Genomic DNA, 21,766 nt, shown 5'->3' on the forward strand with positions numbered 1-21,766 from the left:
GCTCGGATCTCCAGAGCAGGACAGCAGGCGCACAGGGCCAGCGACCGGAAAAGCCGTCAGCCTCACCCTCCCCAGTGAAGATCACCAACAGCATCACTTCTGTGAGCCTTCATGATGCGTGACTGGTTGATGGGTCAGATCTGATTGCCCGGGTGCCGTGTATTCCAGGCGCGGATGATGGCTGCTCGCTGGTCATCGAGACTTACGACGTCTTCAGGTGGTGCCGGGTCGAAGATGTCGACAGTCTCAGGGGCCTCGCCCCCAGCGTCCAAGAAGTGCACGTACGCCTGCCGTCCGTTGGTGAACTGGCGCAACTGTCCGGACGGGTGAACGTCGGGGCGGGCTCCCTGGCAGCAGAGTAGACGGCCGTCGCGTTCCAGCTGTCGTCGAGCCTGGATAAGGCAGTCGAGATAGTCGCTCCCGCTGATCTCGGTGAGTGAGCCGTCGTCAAGGAGTGTGATGAGTGCTGTGGAGGGCGGGCCGATATAGACGGTGACAGACCGAAGGAGGCCATCTGAGTCGACGGTCTGAAGACCCACCTCTTCGGCCCATTTCGGCTGGGAAACACTGCTGTCCGAGTAACTGTCCTGGTCAAACCGGTTGTCCATGTCGACCATGATCGCTGCAGGAAGCAAGCTCGGGAAGTGCTCACGTAGCCAACAGGACGCGCTTGCGTAGGAGTTGGAAGCCGGCGTGTCCGTACATCTGTCGTTTGAGCATCTTGATCCGGTTGACGGTTCCTTCGACGGGGCCGGAGTTCCAGTGGGTGGTCAGTCCGGCGTGGACGGCGTCGTAGTCGCTGTTCAGGCCGATGGCGAAGGTGCTGATGCCGGGCAGGCCCGAGGTCATGGCGTCGGTGATCCACCCGGCGAGGCGTTCGCCTTCGAGGCGGGTGAGCATCTCGGCGAAGGAGGTGGCCAGGCCGGAGGCGGTGTCGAGTTCGGGGCAGTGGGCGAGGAGCGTCTTGCGCTGGACCTCCTCGTCGGGGGTGAGCCCGGCGGGGTGGCGGGTCAGCCAGCCGGTGGCCTGCCGTATCGAGGGCGGCGGCGGGGGCGGCGGTGCGCTGTCCGGTGCGGTGAGGGCCTGGCTCTTCCACTGGGCGAGGAGTGTGCGGCCGCCCCGGTAGCCCCGGGCGGTGATCTCCTCGAACAGCACGCGGCCGGTGATCTTGCCGCTGGTCTCCTCCCATCGCGCGGCCAGGTAGGGCTTGAACGGGTCGAGCTTGCTCGACCGGGGGCTGCGGTCCTTCATCATGTCCTGCCAGCGTGCGGCGTGCGCGTACCGACGGGCGGTGTTGCGGCCCCAGCCGAGGTGGCGGGCGACCTCGCGCATGCTCATCCCGCGGTCCAGTAGGTCGTGGACCAGGGTGTGGTGGACACTGCGACGGTTCGCCATCCGCCCGGTGGGACCGGCCGGCTCCTCCGTCTCGTCCTTGTCGTCGGTGCCGGGCCCGTCGGGGAGCGGGGTCTCCCACTGCGGTTCGGGTTCCGGCTCGACCGCGGGGAGGCTGTGCAGGCAGGAGCGGTGGTCGAGGACGGTGCGTTCGACTGCCCGGGTGAGGTTGTGCCACAGGTGGTAGCGGTCGGCGACCTGCTTGGCTTGGGGAGCGGCGGTGTCAGCGGCCTCCGCGTAGGCGCTGGCCCGGTCGCGGCAGATCACCTCCACCTGCGGCTGGCTGGCGAGCCACGGGACGAGCGTGGCGGCGTCGCGCTCCGGGAGCAGGTCGAGGACCCGGTGGGTGCGGGCGTCGATGATCACCGTGCCGTAGACGTGGCCCTTGCGCAGCGCGAAGTCGTCCACTCCGACCGCGGTCGGGGCGCCGACGGGCCGGTCCGGCAGCTCCATCACCCGTCGCAGCAGGGTGCTGCGGCTCCCGCGCAGGCCCAGCAGCCCGGTCATCCGCTCGCCGGCCCGGCCCGCCAGGGCGAGCCCGATCGCGGCCAGCGAGGAGCGCAGCCGTTCGGTGCTCTGCCCGTGACGGTGCGTCAGGCCTTCGATTTGCTCGACGAAGGTCCGCCGTGGGCACGACCGGTCCGGGCAGGAGAACCGGCGCACCCGGAGCGCGAGCACCACCCGCCGTCCCGCGCTCGGCAGGTCGGCCGGGAATCGCAGATAGGAGCCGTGCACACGACTCGACCGGGTCCCGCAGCCCGGGCAGTTGGCCCCGTCGACGGTCGACCGCGCCTCCACCCGCACCACGGAACCGGCCGCTTCCACCCGGACGACCGCCACCTCCGACACCGACGGGAACAGCAACTCCCTGAACAGGGACCACGATTGCGTCACGACCGCCGACTGTCAGCCACCCGGAAGCCAGGCCGACGACTTTCAGTCGATCTACGAACCCGACGAGAGCCGCTGTTTCGTCACGGACCGTCACCGGTCACACAAGCTGAGCCAGAACCTCAAAGCACCTGCCCAATACAGGGTGGCTGCTCCTGCAACGGACTCGCAGATCGGGACCGTAGCGAGGGCGGCCAGCGCTGACCCCTCCGATGGCATAAGCCGTGACGGCCCGCTCAGCCTGACCATGGAGACCTAGCGATAGTCAGTTGTCCGTTCACCAGGGAGAGATTTAGCGACAGCCCGCTGTCGAGTACGGTGAGAACGTCGACCTGTTGCTGGACCCGGATGTATCCCGCGCGGTTCGGTCCGACGAAGACGCTGAGCGTCGGCGAATCGGGGGTCGGCCGCTCTATCGTGGCTTCGCCTGCGGCCGGTTCCCTCCTTGGGTCAAGGACAACCTCGACGCTGACAGTTCTGCCGCCTATGAGTTCGCCAATCAGATCTCGGGGCTGACGCACGTATTCCAGAAGTTCATCGATCTCCCGCGGTGTGGGTTGGAACAGGGAGAGCCAGCCGTCAATCTGCCAGGCGGACACCCATTCCTTCATGTCCGCGGACGGGATTTGCTGGTTGACTGCGACGGACCCCATGGCGTGGGCGAGACGGCGCGAGGTTATCCCAGAGGTGAGCAGCTTCAGAGCCTGGGCTGTGTCGACGCCGTGTCGCAGGTACCAGCCGGTCTCAAGGTGGAGACGGGTGCGGGAACCGAAGTCGGCGAGTTGCGTGTTGACCAGGTGGATCAGCGCACCAAGGGTCCACGACAAGGCATGCTCGAAGGTGCGACTGATGTTGTCGACAGTCTGTTCCAGCGCCCATACCCGCTCCACGTTCGGCAGCCAGCGCTGTGCGAGGCGAGGGATTGGCAGGCCGGAGATCCAATCGGTGATTGCTTGGCTCACTGGCACTTCCACGGGGTTACCCCGGTGCTCCCGGTCGGTGAACCGCCAGTTTCCCGCAACCTCGGGCAGACCGAGCAACGTGTCGAGTACGCGGTGCTCGGCGAGGAAGTCGAGCGTGCGGCGAAGCGGCCACTCGTCCGGGGCCAGCGACCACCCGTCGAAGTCGCCTTCCCACTGTGTCTCGTCATGGTGTGCTGTCAGGGTGCGGACCTCAGCGGTGAGCCACCGGGCAAGCTCGTCGAGGTTACGGGCGGTGAATAGGCTGGTTCCGGTGGTGGCCCAGCGCCTGCGGGTCGCGGGGCTGGTCGCGGCGTGAACTTCGGCGACCTTCTCGGCCAGCGATAGCCACCTTGAGCGCGCCTCGGGGTCCTCCACGAGCTGGAGTGCGGGGAGGTTCTCGACGGCCTTGAGGGGGGTACCGTCCAAGGCAGGCATCGAGCCGAGGGCGTCCACCGTGAACCACACGTAGGCGGCGAAGTCTGCAATCAGTGTGCCTGCGAGCTTGAGTACCTCGTCAGCGTCGTCTCGGACCCTGTTCTCGGCCTCAGCGAGCTGTTCCAGGACCTGGGCGTCCAATAGGGCTGAGGTGACGTGTAGCTGGTCGTCGCTCGGGGTGAGTCGGTCGAAGTCGGCTGTGGTGGGTGTGACCTGTCGAGTGAGAAGTATCCATCCCTCGCTCTCGCGGCCTGCACGCCCGGCCCGGCCGACCGCGTTCAGCAGCTCTGCGTCCGTCATCTGCCGTTGCCGCTCGTAGGTCCGGAAGTCCCCGTCGACTGGATGATGGACGATGACAGTGCGTACAGGCAGGTTGACGCCATCGGTCAAGGTGCTGGTGCTGGCGATCGCTAGGAGCTGCCCAGTGCGCAACGCGTCCTCGATCGCCTCTAGGACATCGTCGGGCAGCGCGCCGTGGTGGTAGGCGACGCCCTTGCGTGCGCACGACACCAGGGGGTGTTCCTCCCCTAGGGTTTCGGATAGGTAGACGGCCAAGGGCTCGGCCTCGGCCCGCGCTTCCAGGTGATCGGCTATCGCACGTGCGGTGTCGCGGGCGATCCTTTTTGTCGGGACGACCATCAGCACGCTGCCCTTGGTCGCCAAGTAGGCTGCTCCTGCCGCGAACAGCTGGTAGTTCGCGGTGCCGCCTGCGAGCAACGTATCCCTGCTCCAGTCTCCTTCGTACGTCTCGGCGAATGATTTCCGTCCGAGCTCCCGGGTGAGCAGCACCGTCGGTTTGGACGCCGTGGTGGGGCGCAGGGCCATCCGCAGGGCTACCGGCACTACCGCTTTAACGCGTCCGCGCGCTCTTTTGGTGGGCCTGCGCTCAGTTCGCTCCACGCGATCTCGCATGTAGTGCGGAGACAGCAACCCGTGCAGGCGCCGCGGCCCGCGCCAGGTGTCACTGAAGAACACCTCCTCTGGCGGGTGGGCCGGGTCCAACCAAGACGCCAGCGCCGCCCGGTTCCCAACGGCTGCGGACAGCAGCACCAGTCGCGGTGCTTCCGGGTGAATCTGGCAGAACGCCAGCAGTCCCTCCAACACAAAGCCTCGTTGGGCTTGCGCCATGTGATGGGCCTCGTCCACCACGATCAGCCCGACGCCGGCGAGGGCTTCCACGGGATCATGACGCAGCATGTGCATCAGCCGTTCAGGGGTGAGGATCTCCACGTCGTCGTTGAGATTCCCCAGCATCCTGTCGCCGATGGGGAAGTCTGGCAGATCGGCAGCCAGCCGCCGTCCCAGCAGCCGCAGCCGCCCGCGCAGGGCTTGCCGCATCTCGCGGCCAAGGCTGCGCATCGGCGATACGTACAGTACCCGGCCGTGGGCTTGCGCCAGATGCGCACAGATCACCAGCTGTGCCATAAGCGTCTTGCCTGCGCTTGTGGGTACGCTGATGAGGCTGCGCATCGTCGCGGGGTCGACAGGGTTCCCCCGCTCGAGTTCGAGCAATTTGCGCTGCGGCGGCCACAGGGTGAGCACTGGTGGGTTAGAGAGTGCGAAGGTCCGGGCGACGGCCGGCGGCGTGCCTGGTGGCAGTAGCTGGTAGAGGCTGCTGTCAGAGAGGTCTTCACTGAGCTCGAGTAGGTGCGAGGCCACCCAGCGCGCCAGCAAGTCGCCGGTACCAGTCTGCTGCGCCACGACATCCCCGAGTAGCTGCACCGCAGTGTCGAGGTCGTTCTGGTCGCCGAATGCGAGGTGCTGGTGGAGGTGGTGAACTGCGTTGACGACGGCCTCGGCCGGACCGTACATGGTGCCGGCCAGAGTGTCCGGCCGATCGAAGCGGCGGCCGAGAAGTGCGCGGAGTTGGGCGAGCTGGCGGCGCCAAGCCTGAAGCACCGTGGTGAGTTTGGGGCGGTCCATGCCGAGGAAGGCCACGCCCGCCTCGAGGGCGAGGGTTTCGATGTGCTCGGGGAGCTCTGTGTCGGTTCTTACGAGCCGTTCGACTGAGCGGTAGACCGCAGTGGCGTTGGGGTCCTGCTCGCATCGCCGGTAGCCAGCCTGCGCAGCGAATGCGATCTTCAGACGCTCGTTGTCGTCGTGCTCACCGGCGAGGGCAAGATCGAGGACGTGAGCACTGACGGCGAACGCATGACGTACCTGGGCGGGGTCATAGTCCGCGGCGCCAGGGCTGACTGCGGCAAGGCCGTGGAGGAGCCACGCAGTGTTCAGGACGTCCTCCGGAACACCTGCGTCAGCTCGCACGGCATTGATCTCCAGCTCCGTCAGCAGGGCAAGAAGCTCCGCAGGGGCGGGAAGGATCGCTCCGCTGTGATTGCCAAGGGCAAGGGTCAGGACCTGAAGGTCTAGAGTGCGTTCCACACATAGCTCCTTACGTCCTTGGCGAATTCACCGAGTTCATCGATGCCGATGATCAGTCCTGCCAATGCGCCGTCATGCCTATGCGATGTGAAGTGCGTGTGAGACAAGTGGAAGGCCTGCTGCGGGACTGCGGTCTCGTCGAGTGCCACGCTCACCCCCGCGTTGCTGGAAGGGGCTGCCTGCACCCACTGCCGCACGAGGGTGCTGACAAACGCGTGCGAGTCTTTGGAAAGGTGCTGGTCGGCGAACGACATCATCGCCAGGTATTCGGCCCCGCTCGTGCCGAGCTGGCGCCACGCGTTCCGGATCGTCGTTCCCACATCGCTCGACTTCGTAGGGTCGGCCGTGAACTTCTTCATCTCCCACAATCTGAAGGAGAAACCGCCCTCCGCACCTGTCAGACGATGAACGACGATCCCGTCACCACCACTGTCCGTCACCGTGCCGCTGGGGGAGTTGATGATCTCGATTGTCCGGTCGACCTCGGGCGGAAGCTCGCGCGTTATCAGGTACCACAGCCACTCGCCGACGTATCCGATAAGGGCGTTGGTCGCTTCCTCTCCCGCCGCCTTGAACACCGGTATGGCGAAGGCCAGCACCTCCGCGCGGTCGTCGCCAGCCAGCTTCGTTCCCGAGAGCACGGCATGCCGCCACAGGCTGTAGGCCGCCGACTGATTGCCGGTGCGATCCTGCATGACCGAATCAGCCACGATCCAGGCCGCCGCCGCCCGTGCCTCTGCGCTCAGGTCGTCGAAGACGACCAGCTCCCACGGACACACTTGTCCGGCTCCCTTAGCCGAGCGGTCGAACAACGCAGTCAGCCGCCCACTTACAGCATCAGCCCGCCGCTTCGCGTCGTAGGCCGGTATAGAGGCCACTCCAAAGCTCCTCACGCCTCTGGTGAGTACATCTTAGGGAGAACATGCGTTCCAGAGCGGTCAGGCATCGGTGAAGGCCTACTCAGGGAGCCGGCGGTCCATGCATCGACGGCGCGAGGCTGAACAGTCCGTTGACCAGCCATCTCTCCGGAGACTCGTCCGGGGCAGAGAGCAATGGCGCCGAGGTTCCTCTCGGCAGCGGTGGAGCCGTTGGTGGGCCTTTCCCGCGGGAGGGCAGTCGAGTCCGGCACAGCCGTCTGCTTCAGCTGCAGGGCCAGCGGCGGGACTGTCGGGGCGGTGACGGCCTTGTCGAGGGTCTGGCGGACTTTGCCGTAGGTGGAAGTCCCCCGTCCAACCTCAACCTCACTTGCGCCAAGTCATCAGCGGAAATAGAGGTTGTCGCAGGTCCAGATCCTGTTGTTCCGGCATTGTGTCGGAAGGCCGTTGGGCGGGAGAAATGCCAGGCCAGAGCGGCCTTTCTGTTGATGGTCCGGCAGGTGGTGGGCGGCTGTGGAGCCGCCGCTTTGTGATCTTGCTGGGGGTCGCAGCCATCGGCCGAGGGTCCGCCGCAACCCTGTGAGGCGGGCGCGCGTTCGCACCTACACGAGGTCACCGGCCTGCCAGCCCGGGGGGACCTTGGGCAGCCCGATCAGGGCGTCGATGTTCAGGTGTTCGGCGAGCAGGGCTTTGAGGTTGCGGCCGTCGATGAGGCGCAGGCGGCCGTTGCGATGGGCGAAGTCGTAGCTGTCCTTGCCGAACCACGAGGTGGTAACAACGATGCCGTAGCCGGCGTCCTTGTCGTGCATGACGCCCGACATGGCGCGGACGGTGTTCACCGATACGAGGTTCTTGGAGCGCTTGGCCTGGATGGCGAAGATGGTGGATCCGGTCGGGTCGGTCAAGGTCGCGACGGCGTCCACGCCGTCGTCGCGGGAGCCCTGGGTGCGCCAGGTCTCGTAGCCCATGGCTTCGAAGAGTTCGCGGACCAGGCGTTCGAAGTCGTAGGGGTTCATTTGGAGCAGTTCGGGCCGGCTGTCGAGGGTGGCCACCACGGCGGTTTCGGTGATGATGCGGTAGCGGGACAGGTCTGCTTCGACGACGGGTGTGACCGGTTCCAGGTCGTGGGGGTGTTTGGAGACGGTGGCGCCGAGGCGGTGCAGGCACTGTTGGGGGTCGAGTCTCGGTTCGTCCAGGACCAGTTCGGCGAAGTCCTTGCGTAGGGCGACGAGGCTGACGACGCAGGCCCGGATTGCCTGGCTGGTGGCGCGGTCGGTGGCGTTGACGCGTCCGTTGAGGATGATGCTCTCCACGAAGGCGGCCGGTGTGACGGAGAACGCCTCGTCCAGGGCCCGCAGGGCGAGGCGGGCCACCAGGCGGGCGTAGGCGTCGTGCACCTCGGCCTGCTTGAGCGGCTGGGGAACGATCTCGGAGCGCTGGGCGATGTAGCGGTAGGAGGCGACGGTGGGGACGATCTCGTGGTTCGGGAGGTCGACCTCGATGAGGAGTTGCTGGGCCTCCGGGACGTAGATGGCGTGGGCCGCGGTGCGGCAGCCGTCGGGGACGGGGGAGCGTCGCAGCAGGTCTTCGACGACGTTCGAGACGCCCTGAGGGCCGTCGTGGGTGAAGGCCTGTTCCACGTGCGGGTGCCACAGTTCGAGGCCGTCGGGCCGGAGGAACAGGACCGTCTCAAGCTCCTCGCGGCGTCGTTGGCAGTCGGCGGTGTCCTGCTCCGCCTGGGACTTGAGGCGATCGGCCTCCGCCTGCCGGGCCTGCCGTTCGGCTGCCTTTTCGGCCTGCGCCTCCTCGCGCCTCCGTGTCTCCACGACGCGGCGGCGGGCCGTCTGGCGTTTGGCCAACTCGGCTTCCACGCGCGCGGCTTCCTTGGCGCGGGTGGCCTCCTCGCGCCGGAGGTGCTTCTCGCCGGCGGCCAGGAGACGGGCGTGTTCGACGGCGGGGTCGACCTCCCGCTTCCGGGGGCGGGGCTGGGGCAGGCGGGGCGGCGGCCTGCTGGGCTTCCACGGCTCGTGCCTGTTGCTTCAAGCGGTACGCCTCGGCGAGGATTTCCGCCACGGTCTTTCGGCGCGCCACCCGTCCACCCCCTGGTCCGTGGCAGTGCGGACCGGTGCGGGAGTCCGTGCTGCCTGAGCGATACGTCGGCAGCCCTACCCGGTTGGGGCTGCCGGGAATCCGGCGGGCTGTGCTGAGGGCGCGCTCGCGTGCGGGGGAGTGGGAGCGTCCGGTTCCGGAGTTCTGGCAGGAGCGCTGTAGTGGTCGAGGACCGTTGCCAGCGGCACGGTGAACCCGGAGGCTCTGAGGCTGCCGTGGATGTTGCGTGCCAGCTGCTCGCGGCGCAGCAGCCGTGCCCAAGGTGGCGTGTCGAGTTCTTCCTCTGCTGTCACAAGTCCACTTGTACAGCACGGTGGTTGCTCACTGGACGAGACGCAGGTGGCGTACTGGCGCCTCTGCGGATGCCGGGTGGGCGGAGGCTGGTGTCTGCGGGGTGTGGCGGTCGGTGGACAGGTGCTTGCTGAGGGTACGGCCGGCGTTCTCGATGGAGCTCTTGTCCGGGTGCAGGTAACGCTGGGTGGTTGTGAGGTGGCCGTGTCCGGCGATTTTCTGGAGGACGTGGATGGGTACGCCGGCGTCGGCGAACCAGGTGAGGCCGGTGTGCCGGAGGTCGTGTCGGCGCAGGTACTCGTAGCCGAGGCTGACGACGACTTCGTCCCAGTGGGTGGCGTCGCGCAGGATGGCGGTGGTGATGCGGCCGCCGCGCGGCCCGGTGAAGAGGCGGGCCATGGGGTCGTTGCCGACGACGTTCATGCGCCAGTTCACGAGGTCGCGGATCTCTTCGATGATGGGGACAGTGCGCCGCCGCTTGCCTTTGGTGCCCTTGTCGATGAGGCCGCCGGGGCCGGTGGTGGTCTGGCGGCACAGGTCCCAGGTCCAGTCGAAGCGGTTGATGTCCTTGACGCGGACGCCGGAGACTTCGCCGATGCGGGCGGCGGTGCAGGCGGCGAAGCGGACGATGTCGCCCCAGCCGCGGTAGTGGTTGTGGGAGCGCTCGACCAGGGCGTTGGCGAGCTCGTCGAGGGCGTCCCAGTCGGCGAGGGCGAGGGATCGGGGATCGTCGAGTTCGTCCTCGGCCCTCTTGTAGAGGCGCTGCCAGCCGCTCATGCGGGAAGGGTTGAAGTCGATGAGGCCGTCGCGGACGGCTTGCTCCATGATGCGCACGAGCGGGGCGAGGCTGTTCTTGACGGAGGAGATGCTGAGCCCGTCGGCGATCCATGAGTGGAGGGCCCGGTCGGTGATGCCGTTGGTGATGCTGGTGACGGGTATGTGGCCGAGGACCGGGGTGACGCGCAGCTTCCAGCCGGCGGTGTAGGGGTCGAGGGTGGTGGTCTCCAGGCCGCGCATCGCCAGGTCCCAGTTCTCGTCGCCGTACTCGGCGAGGGTCATGGTGAGGGTCTTGGGGGTGATGCCGCGTGCTGCTGCCCGCTTCATGCGGGCGATCCAGGCCTTGGCTTCCTCCTCCGTGGGGACGGAGGAGGAAGCCGACTTGCGGCCGCCGCCGTTGGGGTCCGTCCAGCGCACACGGGCGCGGTAGCGGAACTGCGGGCGGCGGTCGGGGCGGTGCTCGATGTCGTCGGTGAGGTCGACACCCATGGGGATGAGCTGGGTGTGGTCGGGCATTCAGGCTGCCTCGGATGGGTCGGTGCGCTTCTGGGCGAGCCACAGCTGGGTGTCGGGGATGCTGTAGAGGTAGAGCCGGGGTGCGATCTGGACGAAGGGCGGTCCCTGCGGGGGAGTGGCGGTGCGCCAGCGCCGCAGCGTCGAGGGGTCGACGTCCAGCAGTGCGGCGAGTTCCTCGGTCGAGTACCAGCCGCCGTGCAGGAGGTCGAACTCCGGTGCCGGATCGGCCTCGTGCGTGGGGGCTGCGGCGACGGCCGGGGTCGGAACCGAAAGCCGGCTGGCGGTGGGAACGTGGGGTCGAACGCGCATGGTCTCCCTCTGGTGGGGTGGAGCCGCTCGGGCTCGGCCGGGGCACGCCCACAGTCACCTGTCCGCCTGGACGGGCGGAACAGGGTTTGGCGTGCTGAACGGGGCAGACCGTATGCACGTGTCGTTCTTCGAAGCGCGTCGAGACCCGGTGGGCACACCGGGTGGAAGGCCACCTGACGTCTTCGACCGCCGAGGAGGGCCAGCCGCCGCCGGGAGTCTGTGCAGGTCACCCGAGGGCGAGGAGGCGCTTCTCGACGCCGGTCGCGATGCGTGCCGCGAATGGCGTCCTTGCCCGGTGGGTCGCGGCCAGAGCGCCGGGCAAGGGCTCGGAGTACCCTGAAAGTGACGGCAGACGCGGGACGGCAGCTACGGTCTGTGACGAAGTAAGGAGTCCATGGCCGTCGGTCCCCTACGTCGCGCCGACGCTAACTCAAGAGCTGCGGACTTTTAATCCGTAGGTTCAGGGTTCGAGCCCCTGGCGCCCCACTGGCGAGAGAGCCAGGTCAGAGAGCAACTGACCTGGCTCTTTTCGTATTTGGAGCTTCCTCGCCGTCTGCGCTGGCGCTCTCCCTGGCCTTCAATCTGTCCCTTTTATCCCTGAGCGGGGATGGAGCGGGGATAGCGCTCCCGAAGTGCCCCCTCCGGCCCCCTTTCCATCCACGTGCACGACCGTCCAGGCAGATCCATTGCTCATCGGGAGCTACTTTCCGTGGTCGGCAGTCGGCAGTCGGCCTTCGCTCGCCGGCCTGGGTGCCAATGGGGTGCGCCCCGTGGGTGCCGTCCACGGGCCCGCATCTTCGGTATGTGCCCGCCGGTGTTACGGGACATCCGTAGAGGTACGCGGCCGGTGAACACCTCGGAGCGCAGCCCGGACATCAACCGGTCAACGTTGCCACGGCGGCAGACAGGGCGCTTCTCAGGCCGCTGGTGGTGTCCGGGTGGTCAGCGCGCGGCGTACGGTGGGCCAGTGAGTCGGCGACGACCAGGCCGACCGAGACGGCGACGTCCCGGTGCTGGGCGACTGCCAGCATGCCGGCGGCTTCCATGTCGGCGGCTAGTACTCCCTGGGCGGCGTAGGCGCGGACTTCTTCGGCTGTCTCGTGGTAGAGAGCGTCACTGGTCCATGCCGCGCCGCATCGCACTGGGCATCCTGCTGCGTCGAGGTTCGACCGGAAGGAGTCGCTGAGCTGGGCCGACGCCTCGACGGTGCGGCCTGGGGGGAGGTAGTGGTGGGAGGTGCCCTCGTCGCGGTAGGCCTGCCGGACAACGACGACCGTCCCGGGCGGCAGGTCCGGTTGGAGGGTGGCCGCGGTGCCGATGGTGATGACGCGGCGGACGCCGAGGGCGATGAGTTGTTCGAGCAGGAGGGCCGCTGCGGGTGCGCCGCGGCCGAACCCGGAGCAGAGGACGATCTGCTCGTCGGTGAGGTGGAGGGTGCCGGACGTCCACCGTCCCAGGTCGTGCAGGCGGTGGACGGTACGGGCGTGCTCCAGCAGGGAGTGCGGGTAGACCAGGACGGCGCCGGCTGCGGCGGAGAGGTCGGCGCCCGGGTAGCGGGTGCGGACGTAGGCGACGTGGTCGGCCGGGTCGGTGATAGAGGGCCAGGCGAACTTGCCAGGGTGGGCCGGGAAGGGCAGCACAGCGGGCTCGGTCACTGCCAGCCCGGCCGGTTGTTGAGGGCCTTGATGAGGGTCTGCTCCGTCGTGGGGTCGACGTCGTTGAAGACGTGCCAGGGCAGCACCGGGTCGTCCATGTGCCGCAGGTGCCGCGCGAAGTCGAGGCCGTGGGCCGCCAGGGTGTCGACCAGGACGTCCCTGGGCAGGTTGGTGGGGTCCATCCCGTTGTCGTAGAGGTCCTCCAGGACGTGCCCGATCCGGCGGTCGCCCCGCAGGCAGATGGCCTCCAGGTACAGGCGGCTCTTCTCGCCAAACTGCACGCGGTAGTGCTGGTCGAAGTCGGGCTGGCCGACCAGGTCGCGCAGCCTGGCCGCGATCTCGTCACCGTACCGGTCGAGGGCTTCGGGGTCGGACATGCGCAGGCGCTGGCCAGGCGTCCCGGGCTTGGGCATGAACCCATGGAGCTTGACGATCACGGCTGCGTCGGGCCGGTCGAGGAGTTCCCGGATCTCCTTGGCACGGTCGGCGATGGCGCGGCGGTCCTCGGGACGCTCGCCGGGCGCGCCGACGATGAAATAGAGCATGACCGTGTTGATGACGGTGTCGCGGCACTGCTCGATGGTCTTGTTGACGCGTTCCGGGCGCATGGTCTTGTAGTAGATGTCGAGGAGTTCCGCAGAGGCGAACTCGGGGGCGATCGTGATGATTCCGCGAGCCTGGGTGAGGTTCAGCTCGGTGAACAGGTGTCCGAAGTTCCCCAGTTCGTTGATGTCGCGCAGGTAGTCGGAGGTCATCTCGTCGGCGCGGACGGAGCCGATGATGGTGGTGACCTTGACGCCGCGCTCGGCGGCCCGGTCGGAGTAGGCCCGGATCCGGTTGAGGAGTTCTTCACGCCTCCGGTACTGGGTGAAGGTCGGGGCGCTGATGATGATGCGCTCGACGCCGAGTTCCTCGACGCGGTCGAGGTAGGCCGTGAGGATCTCGATCGGGACCTCGCGGAACGGCGGCACACCGAGGGTGCAGAAGTGGCAGCTGTGCTTGCAGCCGAGCACCGGGATCAGACCGGCGGCGGTGCCGTCGGTGATCGGGTAGGTGAAGTGCGCGTCGTGCAGGTCCCGCAGTTCGAGGAACTGGGTGTTGACCGTGGCCGGCACGGTGGGGGCCTTGGGCCGAACCGCCAGGACACCGCCGCCGGGGGCGAAGTCGTACTCGTAGAGCGCGGGTACGTACAGGCCGGGGATCCGGGAGATCTGCACGAGTGCGTCGTTCTCCGGGGTCCGCGGATTCACGTGGAGGGTGCGAAGGAGTTCGGCGAACGAGACCTCGGCCTCGCCCATGGCCACGACGTCGAGGTAGTCGGCGAGGACCTCCGGGTTGGCCAAGCCCGCGTTGCCGCCGACGACCAGCGGGTGGATGCCGGGGACCCGGTCGGCGCTGCGCCGGGGGATTCCGGCGAGGTCGAGCAGGCGCAGGACGCTGTGGAGGTCACCGGAGTTGGTGACGGAGACGCCGACGATGTCGGCCTGGTGGACCGGCGCGGCGGATTCGATGGTGCGGTAGGGCTCGCCGTCGGGGGTGGTGAGGCGGTTCCCGTCGCGGACGAGGTTGTCGTACTGGAGGGCGCGTTCGGCGTACGCGGGGATGCCGGCGGTGCGGTTGACGAGGTCGTACAGGCTCATCGGACCGTTGCACATCAGCGAGTAGGCGTGGCCGTAGGGGATGAGGAAGACCACGCGCAGGGCGCCGTCGGGGCGGTCGGTCGGGTAGGGGCCGACGATGGGGATCTCGCTGGCTCGGATGGCGGCGGTTTCTGCGGCGAGTACGGACATGGATGGCTCCTTCGGTGAGAGCGGGTGGTCGGAAGGGGGGCGGTGTTCAGCCGTCGATCACGTTGGCGACGTGCGCGGTGGCGTCGCGGATCGCCTGGCAGATCACGCTCTCCTCGTCCGGGCTGATCAGCGGATGCAGGACGGGGCACAGCAGTCGAGCGGCGAGTTGCTCGGCGCGCGGGCAGCGCTGCCCGGCGGTGTGGCCGCTGATGTACTGGTGGCCGTCGTAGGTGAGCGGGTCGTTGATGAGGCTGCCGACGCCGTGGTCGGCGGCCAGGGTCTCCATGAGCAGGTCGCGGCCGCGGCCGGCCCAGTGCTCGGGGACGAGGAGGTTGTAGCGGTAGTAGAGGTGCCGACGGCCGTGGACGGTCTCGGGCAGCGTGAGGTGCGGGGTGCCGGCCAGCAGGGCGGTGCGCCGGTGGGCACGGGCTATGCGGGCCTCGTTCATCTCGTCCAGGCGCCGCAGCTGGACGAGGCCGACGGCGGCCTGGGCCTTGGTCAGCATCTGGTTCGTGCCCCACTGATCTCGCCCGCCGTAGGTGCGAAGCCGGTGCAGGCGTTCGGCGAGGTCGAGGTCGTCGGTGGTGACCATGCCGCCCTGGCCGAGGGTGGTCATCAGCTTCTTCGACTCGAAGCTGAACATCGTCGCCCAGCCCTCGCGGCCCACCGGCGCGCCGGAGGGGGCGGTGCCGCCGCAGGCCCGGGCGGCGTCGACGATGACGCGGGCCGGTCCGTGGACGGGGTGGGGGTGGCGGGCGGCGGCGGCCAGGAAGGGACGGACGTCGGCGACGTGCCCGTTCCAGTGGGTGAGCAAGATGGCGCGGGTGCGCGCCGTGATGCGCTGCTCCGTGTCGGCCGGGTCGAGGTTCAGGGAGAGGGGGTCGGGTTCGGCGAGGACGAGGGTGCCGCCCTGGTGGATGGCTGGCAGGTGCGTGCCGACGAAGTTGAGGGCGCAGGAGATGACCTCGTCGCCCGGCTGGAGGTCGAGGGCGCGCAGCACCATCTCCAGGGCGGTGCCGCCGCTGTTGAAGGAGATGGCCGCGGCGGTGCCGGCGCGGGCGGCGAAGGACTCCTCGAAGTCGGCGACCTGGGGGCCCTTCCAGCCGGTACGCCAGGACGCGGAGTCGGTCACCACCTCCTGGATCGCGGCGTGTTCGGCGGCGGTGTACCAGCCGCCCTGCAGGGGCTCAATGGGCCAGCGCAGGCCGGTGGTGGTGCGGGGCGCGGTGCGGGCGTCGGTGGGCATGGGCATCGCTCCAGGAGGGCCGGTGCGCGGGTACGGGGCGCCCGGCCGGGTCGCGGGCATGGACGGGGTACGAAGCTGGGGCGGTGTCAGGTGCGCTGTTCGAAGGCGGTGATGGCGGCGATGCGCGCCGTGGCCTTGCTGCCGGGGTCGAAGCGCAGGGCGAGCCACTGGCGGACCAGGCCGGCCGCGGTGTCGGCACCGATGAGTGCCTGGCCGAGGCACAGCACTTGGGCGTCGTTGAACAGGACGGCGTGTTCGATGCTGTACGGGTCGTGGGCGGTGACGGCCCGCACGCCGCGCACCTTGTTGGCGGCGAGGGCCATGCCGAGGCCGGTGTGGCAGATGAGCAGCGCGCGGTCGGCGGCGCCGGTGGCGACGAGCTGGCCGGCGGCGAGGGCGACGTCCGGGTAGGGGCGGTGGTGCCCGGCGGCGCCACTGGGGATGTCGATGATCTCGGCGACGAGGGTGTTCGCGGAGAGTTCGGCGCGCAGGGCGGTCCGGTGGCTGCTGCCGGCCCGGTCCGATCCGAGCGCGATGCGGAGGTCTCCTGGCATGGCGCGGCCTCCCGTGGGCGGTGGGGTGGTGGGTGTCCGCAGGAAGCGCGGCGGGTCCACGATCCCCGGTGCGGCGAGGGCGGGGGAAGGGGCGGAGGCGCTGCCCTCCTGGTGCTCTGGGGAGCAGCGCCAGAGCACCGGGTTGGTGGCTTCCTGTCGGGGCCCGGGTGCGCTAGGCCGGCGGCCGGGCCCCGGCGGGTTGCGGACGGGGGTGCTCAGGTCCACTGCGCGCGGGCGGCGCTGATCACGCGGTCGACGTCGTGGTCGGTCATGGCCGGGTAGCAGGGCAGGGACAGCTGCCGGGCGGCGGCGCGTTCGGTGACCGGCAGGAGGTGGTGCGAGGTGTTGCGGTACGCGTGAAGGGTGTGGACGGGCCGGAAGTGGATGCTCGTGGCGATCCGGTGCTCGGTCTGGAGGCGTTCGGCGAGGCAGGTGCGGTCCAGGGGCGCGGCGGCGGGGTCCACGAGGATCGGGTAGAGGAACCAGCCGTGCTGGACGCCGGGCAGGACGGCAGGCGTGGTGAGGCCCGGCAGGTCGGCGAGGGCGGCGGTGTAGGAGGCGGCGATCTCGGCGCGGCGGGCGGTGAACGCGGCAAGTTTGCGGTACTGGGAGAGGCCGAGGGCGGCGTTCAGGTCCGACATCACGTACTTGAGGCCGGGCACGGTGACGTCGTAGTCGGCGGTGTTGCCCTTGCCGTGCCGTTTCCAGGCGGAGGAGTCGATGCCGTGCCGGCCCAGCAGGCGGGCCTTGGCGACCAGGTCGGCGCGGCCTACCAGCATGCCGCCTTCGCCGCTGGTGAGGACCTTGTTGGCGTAGAAGGAGAACACGGCGAGGTCGCCGACGGACCCGGCGCGCAGGCCGTCGCGGCAGGCCAGCAGGGCGTGGGCGGCGTCCTCGACGAGCAGGAGTCCGTGCTCGTTGGCGAGGTGGCGCAGCGCCCGCAGGTCGCAGGGGTGGCCGCCGTAGTGCATGGCGACGATGGCCTTGGTGCGCGGGGTGATGGCGGCGTGGACGGCTTCGGGGTTGGTGTTGAGGGTGGCGGGTTCGACGTCGACGAACACAGGCCGGGCGCCGACCTGCAGCATGGCGTTGGGGGCGGCGCAGAACGTCAGGCTGGGGGTGATGACCTCGTCGCCGGGCCCGATGCCGGCGGCGAGGAGGGCCAGGTGCAGCGCGGCGGTGCACGAGGAGACGGCGAAGGCGTCTTCGACGCCGAGGTCCTCACGGACGGCCTGCTCGAAGGCGCTGGCGTTGGGGCCGTGGGTGAGCCACCCGGAGCGGAGGGTGGCGACGACGTTGGCGATGTCGTCCTCGCCGATCAGGGGCCGGTTCCAGGGCAGTGGCGCGAGCACGGGGGCGGTGGCGGCGGTCACTTGGCGCTCCAGTCGGCGGCGGTGTACTCGGTGTGCAGGCGCAGGCAGTCGGCGGTTGCGGCGATGGCGAGGCGCCCGGTGCTGCGGGCGGCAAGCAGGCCGCAGTGGTTGTCGTACTCGGGCGCGTCCACGTCCCCGAGGCGGCCGGAGGCGACCGCGGCGGCGATCTCGGCGACGCCGTCGGCGAGGGTGCGTCGGCACGCGCCGGGCAGCAGGGCCTCCAGGCGGGCGAAGCTCGTGCGGTAGTCGCGGGCGTCCGCCTCGTCCCGTTCCGGCCCGTAGTCGATGCCCGAGCCGGCCACCGTCGCCGCCACGGTGTGGGCGATCTCGCCGATGGTGTAGTTCTCCGCGTCGGCGCCGACGTTCAGCACCAGGTCCTGCGGGGTGGCGAGGACGGCGGCCAGGACGTCGGCGACGTCGCGGACGTGGACGAGGGGGCGGCGCTGGGAGCCGCCGTTGAGCGGGATGCGGCCGCTGGCGGCCGCCCGGGCGGTCATCTTGTTGGCGACGCTGTCCAGGCGCGGGCGCGGGGAGAGGCCGTGGACGGTCGCCAGCCGCAGTACGGTCAGTGCCCCGGCGCCGGCGAACAGTCCGGCCAGGCGGCGTTCGGCGAGGACCTTGGTGCGGGCGTAGATGCCGAGCGGGTTGGGGGCGGTGTCCTCGTCGACGACGCCCTCGCGGCTGCCGTAGACGCTGCAGGAGGAGAAGAACACGTAGTGCGGGACGCCCATCGTGAGGGCGGCCTCGGCGGCCAGGACCGGCGAGGCGTAGTTGAGTTCGACGGCGAGCTGTTCGTCGCCCGCGCAGGCCGGCTCGCCGACCAGGCCGCCGAGGTGCACCACCGCGTCCGCGCCGTCGGCGGCGGTGCCCAGCGCCTTCGGGTCGCGCAGGTCGGCGCGGATGAAGTCGGCGCCGGAGGGCAGGAGGTCGGCCGGGTCGTCGCCGGGGCGGTAGATGAGGCCGTCCATGACGGTGACGTGGTGGCCGAGTTCGGTGAGGCGGTGGGCGGCGACGGTGCCGATGTAGCCGGCGCCGCCGAGCAGCGTGATGCGCATGATGGTGGTCCTTGTCTCGTGTCGGAGTGCGGGGCGGGGGTCAGTGGGCGGGCTGGAGCGCGGGCCGGCCTTCGGCGGGCTGGGCGAAGGAGGCTTTGCCGAGGGCGGTGCCGTGCAGATCGGCCAGGCGGGGGTGGAGGGCGGCGTCGATCCGCTCCCGGGGGTGGAGCAGGCCGCGCTCGCAGGCCTCGGCGGTCCAGAGGGTGACGGGGGCGGGGGTGGCGAGGTTGACGCCGATCTCGCCCTTGGGCAGGAACCCGTTGTACGGGGCGGTGATGCGGCGGCTGTTCCAGTACGCGTAGGCGCCGTGGGCCTTGGCCTGCTCGATGAGGGGAAACAGCTGCGGGTAGCGGGGGTGGGTCCGCAGCTCGCGGAACAGGAGCTGCCCGAGCAGCCGGGGGGCGATGGCGGCGAGGTCCTCGAAGCGGGCGCCGTGGAAGGTGGTGGTGCGCGCGTCCCGGGCGGCGTCCAGGGCGGTGGCGGCGAACAGGTGGGACAGGCGGCTGCGCACGTACACGGGGGCCTGCTCGGCGAGCGCGGGTTCGATGCGGCTGAGCAGGTCGGTGAGCCGCCGGTGGCCGGGCCGGAACAGGGCGAGGTCGAAGAGCCGGTCCATGGTGGGGACGGCGGCGAACGCCAGGCGCTTGTAGAGGCGGTTGTTCATCTCGCCCCGGGCCGCGCAGGCCCGGGTCTCGGGCGAGGCGGAGTGGAGCATCAGGTACTCGGACACCACCTCGAAGTAGAGGTAGCCGAGGAAGGGGACGGCGGTGATGGCGTGGGAGAGGCGGTCGAGGAACTGCGCCGGGTCGGTGGCGGTGCCGCAGGCGTTGGCGAGCATCAGGTCGAGGAAGGCGGCGCTGTCCTGCACGCGCCGAACCACGGAGGCCCGCAGCCGCTCGTCCTCGGCGCCGGTCAGGGCGTGCCGGTGCTCGCGGTAGGTGTCCAGGTGGATGCCGCCCAGGCGCAGGTAGTCGACGCCTTCGGCCGGCGCGGCGGCGGGCGGGGTGATCTCGATGACGACCACGTCGCGGTGGCCCTTGGTCTCCATGAGATAGGAGCCGAGGTTGTGGGGGCGCAGCCCGGCGGCGGTGAGGGTGAGGGGCGCGCAGTACAGGGCGCCGACCAGGCAGCCGGCGGCGCCGAGGACCTGCCCACTGGAGCGGATGGCGTCCAGGGCAGCGGTGGTGTGCATCAGGTACAGGGGGCCGCCGCCGGAGAGGGTGGCGAGCATGGCGTTGCCGCGGCCCATCAGCGCGCCGTTGGGGGTCTCGTGGTGCAGGTAGTGGAGCCAGTGGGCCTCGGTGGCGGCCAGCCCGGCGGGGGCGGGGCGCTGCCTGGGGGCGGTGTGGTCGGTGTGGGCGTACTCCCATTCGGGGTTCACTGCTGCTCCCGGGTCGGGCGGGCGAGGTCGAGGGCGTGGCGCAGGGCGCCGTGGTGGGTGGCTCCGTCGAGACTGGCGTGTTCGCTGTCCAGTACGAGCCGGAAGGCGAGGGCGTGCAGTGCCTCGGGCAGCGGGGTGCGCACGAGGGCGGGGTCGGGCCACCAGCGCAGGGCGGGCAGGCGGTAGCGGTCGAGGGCGTCCGCGGCGGCGAGGAGGTCGGCCACCTGCCGGATACGGGGGTCGGCGCAGCGGCGGTGGGGCGGTGCGGCATGGGCCGGGAGGTCGTGCAGGGCGATGGCCGTGGTGGCTGCGTCGAGAAGCGGGGCGGTGAGGTCGGGCAGGCCGAAGGCGGCGGTGACGACGTGGTGCTGCCGGTGGAGCCAGCGGGCGGCGCGCTCGCCGTGGCCCGCGTCGGTGCGGTCGTTGTGCCGTCGGCAGTCGTGGACGGAGGCAGCCACCGTGAGGGCCAGGGTGTGGCCGGCGTCGAGGTGGTGCAGGGCGGCGAGAACGGCGGCGAGGACCGAGACGCGGGCGTTGTGCCGCACGCCGTGGAGGGTGTCGGTCAGTGCCGCTTCGGCGAACCAGTCCTCGGCGGGCACCAGGGCGGTGGTGCCGGGCGGGAGGGCGGCGGCCGGGCCGGAGGCGGCGGGCGGCCGGTGGGCGGCGATCCACTCCAGGGTGGCCCGGTCCATCACCTGGTGGTCCGGCAGGCACCGGGCGTCGGCGAGTTCGTGAAGCGCGGGCATCGACAGCTCCTCGGCGCTCAGGCGGCGGCGAGCCGGCGGGCGGCGACCGGCGTCGAGCGGCCTGTCGCAGCGGCGGCGAGGACCGCCTCGGCGGCGGCGACCGCAGCGGCGCCGTCGCCCAGGGGGACGAGCCCGCCGACGTCGTGGCCGAGCAGGGCGTCGCGCAGCAGCTCGTGCTGGACGGTGAACGGGGCCGGGCGCTCGGCCACGGGCAGGACGACCGCCGGTCCGCTGCCCACCCCGCGGAAGGCCCCGGTCTCGTCGGCGGGGGCGCTGTTGGCGTGCAGGGTGAGGGTGCCGGCGACGGCGTCGGCAGTCAGCAGGCCCGCTTCGGTGCGCACCTGCACGGTGCGGGCCTTGCGCGGGCTGATCCAGTCGGCGTGGACGTTCAGCAGCGCGCCGCCCAGGCGCGCGGTGGCGGTGACGAGGTCCTCGTGCGGGCCGGCGATGCGCACGGTGTCGGCGGTGACGGACTCGATCGGCGCGCGGGCGAGCCAGGCGCCCAGGTCGAGGTCGTGCACGGCCAGGTCGAGGGTCACCCCGACGTCGCGGATCCGGCCGGAGTACGGCCCCTGGCGGCGGGCGTCGATGTGCCACAGCGAGCCGAACTCCCCGGAGTGCAGCAGGCGGGCGAGCTCCGCCACGGGGGCGGTGTGCCGCTCGGTGTGGCCGACCGCGGCGAGGACGCCGGCCTTGCGGAAGGCGTCCTCGATGCGACGGGCGGCGGCCGTGGTGGACGCGAGGGGTTTCTCGATCAGCGCCGGGACGCCGGCGGCGGCGAGCTGCAGCGCGAGGCCCTCGTGGGCGGCGGTCGGCGCGGCGACGACGCAGTAGTCGAGGTCCGACACCAGCAGGTCCCGCAGGTGGGGGACGGTGCGGTACCCCGGAAACTGGGCGCGGCGGCGGGGGTCCGGGTCGGCCAGGGCGACGACGTCGACGCCGTCCAGCGCGTCCAGGGTGCGGGCGTGGACGGAGCCGGCCCAGCCGAGGCCGACGACCGCGGCCCTCAGCTTCCTTGCCATGGTGG

16 protein-coding genes are annotated in these 21,766 nt (G+C 70.1%); all 16 read right to left on the minus strand.

Annotated features, from left to right (window positions below; genetic code table 11):
- Window positions 1–134: 134 nt before the first annotated feature.
- On the minus strand, window positions 135–608 hold the full coding sequence (locus tag ACWDD9_RS42495; RefSeq protein WP_449814622.1) for a hypothetical protein: 474 nt from the start codon (window positions 606–608) through the stop codon (window positions 135–137).
- 40 nt (window positions 609–648) lie between these two features.
- Entirely contained in the window at window positions 649–2,286 is a 1,638-nt protein-coding gene (locus tag ACWDD9_RS42500) for an ISL3 family transposase (RefSeq protein WP_449814623.1), read from the minus strand.
- 233 nt (window positions 2,287–2,519) lie between these two features.
- Window positions 2,520–6,062, minus strand: coding sequence for a DEAD/DEAH box helicase (locus ACWDD9_RS42505; RefSeq protein WP_449814624.1), 3,543 nt, complete (start codon window positions 6,060–6,062; stop codon window positions 2,520–2,522).
- Complete coding sequence (locus tag ACWDD9_RS42510) at window positions 6,047–6,940, minus strand: hypothetical protein (protein ID WP_449814625.1); 894 nt, start codon at window positions 6,938–6,940, stop codon at window positions 6,047–6,049. The genes ACWDD9_RS42505 and ACWDD9_RS42510 overlap by 16 nt, the downstream gene beginning before the upstream one ends.
- A 599-nt stretch (window positions 6,941–7,539) precedes the next feature.
- Window positions 7,540–8,808: a restriction endonuclease gene (locus tag ACWDD9_RS42515; protein WP_449814626.1), complete on the minus strand. Its 1,269-nt coding sequence runs from the start codon at window positions 8,806–8,808 to the stop codon at window positions 7,540–7,542.
- 559 nt (window positions 8,809–9,367) lie between these two features.
- A complete protein-coding gene (locus ACWDD9_RS42520; protein WP_449814627.1) occupies window positions 9,368–10,630 on the minus strand; it encodes a tyrosine-type recombinase/integrase in 1,263 nt (420 codons plus the stop codon).
- Window positions 10,631–10,939, minus strand: coding sequence for a helix-turn-helix domain-containing protein (locus tag ACWDD9_RS42525; protein WP_449814628.1), 309 nt, complete (start codon window positions 10,937–10,939; stop codon window positions 10,631–10,633).
- An 875-nt stretch (window positions 10,940–11,814) separates the two neighbouring features.
- Window positions 11,815–12,594, minus strand: coding sequence for a nucleoside phosphorylase (locus ACWDD9_RS42530; protein ID WP_449814629.1), 780 nt, complete (start codon window positions 12,592–12,594; stop codon window positions 11,815–11,817).
- On the minus strand, window positions 12,591–14,384 hold the full coding sequence (locus ACWDD9_RS42535; RefSeq protein WP_449814630.1) for a B12-binding domain-containing radical SAM protein: 1,794 nt from the start codon (window positions 14,382–14,384) through the stop codon (window positions 12,591–12,593). Before ACWDD9_RS42535 ends, ACWDD9_RS42530 begins: the two co-directional genes overlap by 4 nt.
- Before the next feature lie 46 nt (window positions 14,385–14,430).
- Window positions 14,431–15,630: a DegT/DnrJ/EryC1/StrS family aminotransferase gene (locus ACWDD9_RS42540; RefSeq protein ID WP_449814631.1), complete on the minus strand. Its 1,200-nt coding sequence runs from the start codon at window positions 15,628–15,630 to the stop codon at window positions 14,431–14,433.
- A gap of 86 nt (window positions 15,631–15,716) precedes the next feature.
- On the minus strand, window positions 15,717–16,184 hold the full coding sequence (locus ACWDD9_RS42545) for an RpiB/LacA/LacB family sugar-phosphate isomerase (RefSeq protein WP_449814632.1): 468 nt from the start codon (window positions 16,182–16,184) through the stop codon (window positions 15,717–15,719).
- A gap of 215 nt (window positions 16,185–16,399) precedes the next feature.
- Window positions 16,400–17,557 (minus strand): DegT/DnrJ/EryC1/StrS family aminotransferase, encoded by a 1,158-nt coding sequence (locus ACWDD9_RS42550; protein WP_449814633.1) that lies wholly within the window; start codon window positions 17,555–17,557, stop codon window positions 16,400–16,402.
- Window positions 17,554–18,612 carry an NAD-dependent epimerase/dehydratase family protein gene (locus ACWDD9_RS42555; RefSeq protein ID WP_449814634.1) on the minus strand — a complete coding sequence of 353 codons (1,059 nt, stop codon included), beginning with the start codon at window positions 18,610–18,612 and terminating at the stop codon, window positions 17,554–17,556. The genes ACWDD9_RS42550 and ACWDD9_RS42555 overlap by 4 nt, the downstream gene beginning before the upstream one ends.
- A 40-nt stretch (window positions 18,613–18,652) precedes the next feature.
- Complete coding sequence (locus ACWDD9_RS42560) at window positions 18,653–19,993, minus strand: hypothetical protein (protein WP_449814635.1); 1,341 nt, start codon at window positions 19,991–19,993, stop codon at window positions 18,653–18,655.
- On the minus strand, window positions 19,990–20,739 hold the full coding sequence (locus tag ACWDD9_RS42565) for a hypothetical protein (protein ID WP_449814636.1): 750 nt from the start codon (window positions 20,737–20,739) through the stop codon (window positions 19,990–19,992). The genes ACWDD9_RS42560 and ACWDD9_RS42565 overlap by 4 nt, the downstream gene beginning before the upstream one ends.
- Window positions 20,740–20,756: 17 nt before the next feature.
- Complete coding sequence (locus tag ACWDD9_RS42570; RefSeq protein ID WP_449814637.1) at window positions 20,757–21,761, minus strand: Gfo/Idh/MocA family protein; 1,005 nt, start codon at window positions 21,759–21,761, stop codon at window positions 20,757–20,759.
- Between the last annotated feature and the right edge of the window lie 5 nt (window positions 21,762–21,766).

The organism is Kitasatospora sp. NPDC001119, from assembly GCF_053598475.1.